Consider the following 9,380-nt stretch of genomic DNA (forward strand, 5'->3'; position numbering starts at 1 on the left):
ATAACATTGAGAAATTAAAAAAATAATCAAAAATCTGGCGAAAAATTTTGAAAATAATAAGTGAACAAAATTCAATAATAGTATGAAAAATTAGTAAAAAAATGAACAGTAATTAATAACTAATAATTTCTGCCAACACTCAGTAATTCCCTTAAAAAGTATATTTCTAGTTAATAAAATATAAATTCTTGTTTGATATTTTAGTGATATCACTTATCATATTAGTTATTCTATCATTAATCTAATAGTGTAGTATTTATTCTTAAATTAAAATATATATTAATTATAGATTGTTATTTATGCATATATTTAGTTGTTATTTGAGAATTAACGAAATTTGAATTATTTTTTTATTAATTTTTCCTGTTTTTCAAAACATTTATATATCTTGATGATGAATATTTATTAGTAGGAAGGAAGTTTCCTTCCGACTGAATATTAATTTAGTCGAAAGGCATTTCCACTTTCCATTTTATTCAAAAGATGAATAATATACTCAAAAGATGATGTGAAAGAATGTCAGCAAAAGATAATAAATTAGACCAAATTATAAAGACTATTGAAGTAAATGATATAAAATTTTTGAAATTACAGTTCTCAGATATACATGGAATACCAAAAAGCATGGCAGTACCACTTAAAAAAGCTGATGATATCGAGGATATAGTGAATGACGGATTATTATTTGACGGATCTTCAGTCGCAGGATTAGCTTCAATTAATGACAGTGATTTACTTGCAAAACCTGACATCGATACTTTTTCAATGATTCCATGGAGGCCTGAATCAAAAGGTACTAGTAGATTCATTTGTGATATCTTCACTACACACGGAAAACCATACGACGGCGATCCAAGAGGAGTACTTAAAAAATCATTAAAATTAGCAGAAAAAAGAGGATACCAGTTCAATATGGGTCCTGAACCTGAATTCTTCATCATAAAAGAAGATGAAGACGGTAATTACATACCTGCTGATGAAGCTGAATACTTTGATGTGGAACCATTGGATCAGGGTACCGATATCAGAAGAGAAATTGTATTGGGTTTAGAAAAATTAGATTTCGATGTTGAAGTAAGCCACCACGAAGTGGCAGCTGGACAGCACGAAGTCGACTTCAAATATGCAGATGCTTTAAAAACAGCTGATGCAGTTATAACCTTCAAAGAAGCAGTCAAAGCATTAGTCAATAATTTAGGTTTCAAAGCTACATTCATGCCAAAACCGTTTTTAGGAATTAACGGTAGCGGAATGCACTGTAATCAAAGTCTGTTCAAAGATGGTGAAAACATATTCTATGACCCAGATACCGAAAATCAAATTTCACAGGAAGCTCTGTACTTCATTGGAGGATTATTAAAACATGCACCAGCATTATCCTCAATTTTATCCCCGACAGTCAACTCCTATAAACGTCTGGTTCCGGGTTACGAAGCACCATGTTACATAGCTTACGGATTTAAAAACAGGTCAACACTATTAAGAATTCCTGCATCCCGTGGATTAGGTACAAGAATCGAATGCAGATCCGCTGATCCGTCATGTAACCCATACTTAGCATTCGCAGTATTGCTTGAAGCAGGTTTAGACGGTATGGACAACAAAATTGACCCTGGTGAACCTACCGAAGAAAACTTATTCGCATATTCTGAAGATGAAATTGTTGAAAAAGGAATCAGCAGCTTACCTACAAGTTTATGGGAAGCATATCATGCATTAGAAGAAGACGAAGTAGTTAAAAACGCTCTTGGAGAAAAAGTATTCAATCAGTTCTACACTATCAAAAGAGCTGAATGGGATGCTTACAGAATACAGGTATTCGATTACGAAAGAGATGAGTATCTAAACGTATAGATTACATGGGGGCTGAATAAGCCCACCATTCATTTCTAATTTTTTGGAGGTATCAGAAGTTAAAAAGTGATGAAAAATAATTTTTTTTGGAATTTTGAATTATTTTTAAGGCATATAGTGTAATTTAAGGAATTGTTAAAGGCATATGATCAAAAGTTCATGATTATTATTTTAAGGCATATGATGAATTAATTTTGTTTCAATATGTGTATTCGCCGATATTTTATTTGGAGGTAAAAAAATGTGTGGAATAGCAGGTGTAATATACAAAGATAAAAAAACTCACCCCGTTGGGGACGCATTAACCTCAATGCTTGAATCATTACAGCACAGAGGTCCGGATTCAGCAGGTTATGCAATTTACGGCAGTTTGAACTTTGCTGAAAATTATTATCAATTAAACATTGAAGTACAAAGAAGAAGAGGTACATTAGATAATTTAAAATCATTATTAACTCAATTCAGTCCAATTTTTGAAGAACAGTTAGTTGAGTCTGTAGGTGGCTCAGATGTATACAAATGTAAAATAGCATTGGATGATTTTTCTCTTTTACAGCCATGCATCAGGGAAATTGACGAGATGGAAAACGTAAGGGTTATCAACGGTTCACATTCATTTGAAATGATAAAAGATGTTGGTCAGGTAAAAGACATCGCAGAGCGTTTTGATGTTACCAACAGAATGGGAACTCATGGTATAGGACACACCCGTTTTGCAACCGAAAGTGGTGTTGACCGCTATCATGCACACCCATATCAAAGCTACATCATACCTGACATTACTGTGGTGCATAATGGACAAATCACCAATTACTGGAAAATAAGGGATCCTCTTGAAAGAAAAGGACACACTTTCGAATCATTCAACGATACTGAATGCATTGTCCATTATATGGCAGATAAACTTAATCAGGGATATAAACTGGAAGAAGCTTTAGATCAGGCAGTTATTGATTTGGACGGTCCGTTTTCAATATTGGTCGGAACTCCTAACGGTATTGGTATTGCAAAGGATAAACTTGGTTTAAGGCCTGGTGTGATGGTGGAGACAGATGAAATTTTTGCCGTAGCTTCAGAGGAAATGGCATTGCATGATGTCATAGATTCAGACCAAATTGAGCAAATAGCTCCTGGAGAAACAAGGGCTTACACAATTTAGATAGGAGGCTTGTCTATGAAAGAATACGTTATTAATGCAAAAGATATGGATGCAAAAGAGTTAAACCGCACCATAAAAGAACAGGCAGTCTATCATGATAAACTTATAATCAATAACCCCGAATCCAGACATAATATCTGCGCAGGTCTGTCTGAAGATATAGAAATTGAAATCAACGGTTCCGCAGGTTATTTTGTCGGAACTATGGTCAACGGTCCAAAAATACATATCAACGGAAATGCAGGATGGTTTGCCGGAGATAACATGACAAAAGGTGAGCTTATTATCGAAGGTACTGCAGGTGACGGTGCAGGACAGGGAATCTATGGCGGAACCGTCATAATTAACGGAAGTGTCGGTTCAAGAACCGGTGAAATCATGAAAGGAGGAACAGTCATAATCGGCGGAAACAGTGGATACATGACTGGACTTCTTATGATGGGAGGCAAACTCATAATACTTGGTGATGTGACTGACGATGTCGGTGAATCAATCATGAGAGGAACCATATATGTTCTTGGAAACGTTAAAAGTTTAGGAAAAAATGCTGTTATGGAAAAAGCCACTCTTGAAGACCAGAAAGATTTAAAAGAAATCTTAACGAAATATGGCTTTGAACTAACTGATATAGATTATACAAATTTTAAAAAAATAGTTAATATGCAATAGGAGCTGAAAAAATGAGTGAACGCAGAATTGCTATGGTTGGAACACCATGTGAAATTATGGCAGCATCCAAACTACAAAATTTTACAGACAGCCCTATTGATGTTAAACTGGGCCTGTTCTGTATGGAGAATTTTTCATATAAATACTTTGGAAATCTCCTTGAGGAATATGATTTGAAAATGGATGATATTGAAAAATTCCAGATAACTAAAGGGTTCGTATTTTTATTGCTTAAAACTAAAGAGACAGTAAAAATACCTTTATCTGTAGCTAAAAGAGTTATCAGGAAAAACTGTAATCTGTGTGTTGAGCTAACTTCAGAAACTTCCGATATTTCTGTAGGTTCCATAGGATCCGATGACGGATGGTCAACACTTATAATCAGAACAAAAAAAGGTGAAGAGATAGTCAATGGGGCAATAGAACAGAAATTCATTGAAACTAAAGACCTTACGGAATCACAATTCAAACTGTTAAACAGGCTTGCGGAAACTAAAATAAACAACAATCTGGAAAACATTGAAAAAATGGAATTTTTCGCAAGGCCGGTACTATACCAAAGGGATAAATCAGACAGTTCAATCAATAAGGAAATTTCAGAATCCAACTTCATGGATTTGAAATATAATGTCATCGATATCGGTGCTTGTGTGCTTTGCGGAGCATGCGAATACATATGTCCTGATAAACTTATAACAATAGACGATACAAAACCTAGAATAAACGGGGACTGTCCTCAGGACTGTCATGCATGCTTTGCAGTCTGTCCAAGAACTTTCATTCCTGAAAATTTAAGAAATGACAGTTCTAAAGCGATAGGCGACTATATGAAAATCATATCAGTCAAATCCCTAAAACATACTCAGGGTCAGGACGGATCCATTGTAACGACATTGCTGGACTATCTGCTGACTTATGATATTGTAACGGATGCTCTTATCGTCGATAAGGATGAGTACTTCGCCTGGAAACCTTACGCTAAAATAACAAATGACATTGATGAGGTTGTTAAATCCGGAGGAACAAAATATTCGGTCTGTCCGGTATTCAAACCATTAAGAGATATCAAAGAGGGGGTGAACTAAATGCCATTCACTGTTGAAAGGAAAACAGAAATTTGTAAACAGAACAACGACAGGCCTGGCTGCTGCTGGTATTTATGTGACAATCCGAAAAAATCATCATGTAAAAACTGTTACAGCTGCTATTCAAACTGCCCTCATGACGTATATGAAGTAATTAATGATGAGCCTTATCCGATCCATCAGGAAAACTGTGTGGGATGTAAAATCTGTGAGGAAATGTGTCCTACACACGCAATATACGTCAGGCCTCTTGCTGATGAAGGAAGAGGAATCTGGTCAAACTCAACAATGGTTGAAATCAAAAGGAAAAGCCAGACAGGTGTATATAAAGTCCGTGGATGCGGACTGACCAGGAAAGTTCCTACATTCGATGATTTAAGTATATTGCCTGCACAGGTGTCCAGACCTCCAATAGATTCATACAGGGAAACATGCAAGACTTCAGTAGTGCTTGGAGACAGGTTTGCAGAAAACCCGATTGAAATAGACACTCCAATCATGATTGGGGCAATGTCATTCGGTGCGCTAAGTAAAGAAGCAAAAATTGCATTAGCTATTGGAAGCAGCAAAGTAGGTTCAATAGCAAACACTGGTGAAGGAGGAATGCTTCCCGAAGAAAGGCATTATGCTGACAAACTGATTGCTCAGTATGCATCAGGTCGTTTTGGAGTCTCAGCAAGCTATTTAAACAATGCTGAAGCTGTAGAGATAAAAATAGGTCAGGGTGCAAAATCCGGTATGGGAGGACATCTGCTTTCCCATAAGGTAACAGCAGAAGTGGCCAGGGTCAGAAACATTCCAGAAGGAACCTCTGCATTAAGTCCTGCAAGACACATGGATATTGTCGGACCTGAAGATTTAGGCATGAAAATCGATCAGTTAAGGGAAATCACTGACTGGAAAATACCTATTATAGTAAAATTCGCATCAGGTAGGGTTGAACAGGATGTAAAAATCGCAGCAAAAGCCGGTGCAGACATTATTGTAGTCGACGGTATGCAGGGAGGAACAGGTGCAGGACCTGAAGTCGTTACTGAACATGCCGGTATCCCTACTATAGAAGCAATCGTTAAAGCTGATGATGCTCTTAAAGAGATTAATTTGAGAAGTGAAGTGAGCCTTATTGCTGCCGGAGGAATAAGATCTGGGGCTGATGTGGCTAAAGCAATAGCTTTAGGTGCTGATGCAGTGTATGTCGCTACATCTGCACTGATTTCCATAGGATGTAAAGTTTGCCAAACCTGTTCTGAAGGAACATGTCCTAAAGGAATTGCAACACAGGAAAGAGTTCTTAGAAGAAGACTTGACCCTATAAGGAAAGGTCAGCAAGTCGCAAATTATATAGAAGCTATGACTCAGGAAGTAACCTCCCTGACTCAGCAGGCTGGAAATACCGATATAGGAAACCTCGAGCGTCAGGATTTAGTTGCATTAACTATGGAAGCTTCACAATTAACGGGAGTGCCGATGGTAAGCAAACGCTATTAGCGAATGTGGGTTGATGATTAATGATATTTGATGTGTTAAAAAAGTAATGGGGTAATTTAAGCAAAATAGGAGATATTATTATGACTGCATTTGATAGAGTTAAATCAGGAATTCCGGGACTTGATAAAGCTTTAGACAATATTCGTTTAGGTGATAATGTTGTGTGGAATGTCACAAACCTGAATGAATTCTCATACTTTGTCGACCCTTATGTGAAACAGGCAAAAGAAGATAACAGAAATCTGATATATATCAGGTTCGCCAATCATCCTCCATTAATAGAGATGTCTGAAGAGGATTTCCTTTTGCTTGATGAAGAAGAGAACAATCCCGACACGGAATTCTGCATGATAGAACGTGACGGGATTAAGATATATAGGGTAAATCCATATAATCAGTTTGAAACATTCACTTTGGAAGTTCACAGAATCATTGAAAAGGAAGGTTATGATGCATTTTATGTCTTTGACTGCTTAAGCGACCTTCAGGCGGTCTGGTCAACTGATCTGATGATGGGCAATTTCTTTAGAGTTACATGCCCATTTCTGTTCCAGCTGGATACTGTAGCATTCTTCCCGATTATTCGGGGAAGACATTCATATGATGCTATAGCTAAAATCCGTGAAACAACACAACTGTTCTTGAATGTGTATTCAAACACTACGGACGAAGTCTATGTCTCTCCACTGAAGGTGTGGAACAGATATTCACAGACAATGTTTTTAGGACATAAGTATAATGTCAGAACAGGTTCAGTTAAAGTTCTGCAGGACGGCCAGGAGCTCAGTAAATACTATAAGATTGTCAATGACTTGGACCGCTATCAGAACGGACAGACACTGGACAGCTGGGAAAGATACATGCTTCAGGTCAGGATGAAGTATGAAGAAGGAGAAAACATTGATGATGAATGTGACAGAATCTGTGAGTTGATGATGACAAAAGATGAAAGGATGCTTTCTAAAATTAAGGAATATTTCACTTTTGAGGATTATACCACAATCTATGACCGCCGTGTGGGCAGCGGATTGGTTGGAGGTAAATCCTGCGGAATGCTTCTCGCAAGAAAAATAATCGAAAATAACTGTCCTGACATATACAACAATAATTTCGAGCCCGACGATTCATTCTACATAGGTTCGGATTTGTTTTACACTTATATTGTATCAAATGACTTGTGGGATCTTCGCGTAAAGCAGAGAACCAAAGAAGGTTACTACAAATATGGTAAGGAACTTGAAGAAGGCCTTAAAAACGGTGTCTTTTCAGATGAGATTAAAAAGGAATTTATACGCATATTGGATTATTTCGGACAGAATCCGATTATTGTCCGCTCAAGCAGTTTCCTTGAAGACGGATACGGCAATGCATTTGCAGGAAAATATGAATCAGTATTCTGTGCTAACAGAGGCTCTCTTGAAGAACGTTTGGCGGCATTTGAGGATGCTGTAAAAATCGTATATTCAAGTACTATGAACATTTCCGCATTGGAATACAGGAAACTGAACGATTTGGATGATACTGATGAACAGATGGCTCTTTTAGTCCAGAGGGTTTCAGGTTCCTATTATGGGGACTATTTCTTCCCGACAGCTGCCGGAGTCGGATTTTCATACAGTCCGTATTCACCGCTTCCGGATATGGATAACAGCAAAGGTATGTTAAGGCTCGTAATGGGTCTCGGTACCAAGGCTGTTGACAGGACGAAAAAGGATTATCCAAGAATCATCAATCTCGATAAGCCTGAAGTAACTTTAACAAAAGACATTAAGGAAAAACACAGATATTCCCAACATTACTTGGATGTAATTGACTTGAAAGAGGTCTGTTTGCATGATGTTCCTGTTGGCGACGGTTTGGAGATAATTCCAAGACATGCAAAGAAAGTTCTGGTCGAACATGACCGTGAAGCCGAAAGAATGTTTCGCGATCGTGGCCAACGCCGTGAAATAGTATTTGTCAACTGTGAAGGAATTGTTAAAAATCAGGAATTCATCGGCGATATGAAGGAAATATTGGATACGCTGGAAGAGGCATACGATTATCCAGTAGATATTGAATATACGGTTAACTTTGGAGAGGATAACACCTTCAACATAAACCTGCTTCAATGCAGACCTCTTCAGGTTTCAATAAATAACGAATCCATTGAAATGCCTGAAGACAAAAACGTTTTCTTCCATATTAAGGAGTCTTCAATGGGAATGTCACGAAAAAGTGTAATCGATACAATATGTTATGTCGATCCGCATAAGTATTATGAATATCCTTATGCCCAGAAAAGTTCATTATCTAGGGTAATCAGTGATTTGAACGCTTAGTGTAAGGAGAATGACAATACAGCTATTCTGATAGTTCCTGGAAGAATAGGTACGTCATCTCCTGAGTTAGGTATTCCTGTAGTGTTTGCAGATATCAGTCATTTCTCAGCAATTCTTGAAGAGGCATACAGTGAAGTCGGATACATGCCTGAATTATCCTTCGGAAGCCATATGTTCCAGGATCTTGTGGAAGCAGAAATATACTATGGTGCATTATTTGAAAACGAGAAAAAAATAGAATTCAACAAGGATATGATGTTTGACCATCCAAATATCCTGAAAGATATAAATCCTAACTTAAACGATGAAATTTATGATATGGTGCATGTCATAGACTTCGATGAGGATAAGGCAGAATTATATCATGATATGAATAAGGATGAAACAATATGTATTTTCAAATGATTAGGCAATATGTTTAAAACTATTAGTTTTGGGCAGGTGGGTGGGACATATGCCTTTTTTATTTGTTATAATTTTTTGCATAAAAAAGATTTTTCAAATAAAAGCAAAAGTATGACAAAATTCCTAATGTGATTAACGACCCTATTTTGAGTTTATAGGGTTGTTTTTCACATACCTCTTTTTTTAAGTGAAATTTCGAAAAATATCTATTCGTAATTGACACTTATTTTAAAAAGAATTTGTTTCAATATATTAAAACAATATTTTCTTAATTTTTCTTTTGTTATTTACCATATTATTTATTATAGTTAGTTATTTTTCCAGTATATTTCGAAATTTAAAATATTTTTATACAATCATGATTAATTATGATTAATTGGTTATTTTGTAATATTCACA

The 9,380-nt window shown here is 36.5% G+C and carries 7 protein-coding genes; all 7 read left to right on the forward strand.

Going from position 1 to position 9,380, the window contains the following annotated elements:
* The first annotated feature begins 516 nt into the window (after window positions 1-516).
* Window positions 517-1,854: a type I glutamate--ammonia ligase gene (gene glnA, locus IJQ68_RS00040; RefSeq protein WP_292795317.1), complete on the forward strand. Its 1,338-nt coding sequence runs from the start codon at window positions 517-519 to the stop codon at window positions 1,852-1,854.
* Between the two features lie 241 nt (window positions 1,855-2,095).
* Window positions 2,096-3,013, forward strand: a complete 918-nt coding sequence (locus IJQ68_RS00045) for a glutamine amidotransferase (RefSeq protein WP_292795319.1) — start codon at window positions 2,096-2,098, stop codon at window positions 3,011-3,013.
* Between the two features lie 15 nt (window positions 3,014-3,028).
* Window positions 3,029-3,682 (forward strand): tributyrin esterase, encoded by a 654-nt coding sequence (locus tag IJQ68_RS00050; RefSeq protein WP_292795320.1) that lies wholly within the window; start codon window positions 3,029-3,031, stop codon window positions 3,680-3,682.
* Between the two features lie 11 nt (window positions 3,683-3,693).
* On the forward strand, window positions 3,694-4,767 hold the full coding sequence (locus IJQ68_RS00055; RefSeq protein WP_292795322.1) for a Coenzyme F420 hydrogenase/dehydrogenase, beta subunit C-terminal domain: 1,074 nt from the start codon (window positions 3,694-3,696) through the stop codon (window positions 4,765-4,767).
* The gene (locus tag IJQ68_RS00060; RefSeq protein WP_292795324.1) at window positions 4,768-6,255 is read left to right on the forward strand and encodes a glutamate synthase-related protein; all 1,488 of its coding nucleotides are present in this window, start codon (window positions 4,768-4,770) and stop codon (window positions 6,253-6,255) included.
* 80 nt (window positions 6,256-6,335) lie between these two features.
* Window positions 6,336-8,576, forward strand: coding sequence for a PEP/pyruvate-binding domain-containing protein (locus tag IJQ68_RS00065; protein WP_292795327.1), 2,241 nt, complete (start codon window positions 6,336-6,338; stop codon window positions 8,574-8,576).
* An 81-nt stretch (window positions 8,577-8,657) separates the two neighbouring features.
* Window positions 8,658-8,981, forward strand: coding sequence for a hypothetical protein (locus IJQ68_RS00070; protein WP_292795329.1), 324 nt, complete (start codon window positions 8,658-8,660; stop codon window positions 8,979-8,981).
* The last annotated feature ends 399 nt before the right edge of the window (window positions 8,982-9,380 follow it).

The sequence above is a fragment of the Methanobrevibacter sp. genome (assembly GCF_017447225.1).
Taxonomy (GTDB): Archaea; Methanobacteriota; Methanobacteria; order Methanobacteriales; family Methanobacteriaceae; genus Methanocatella.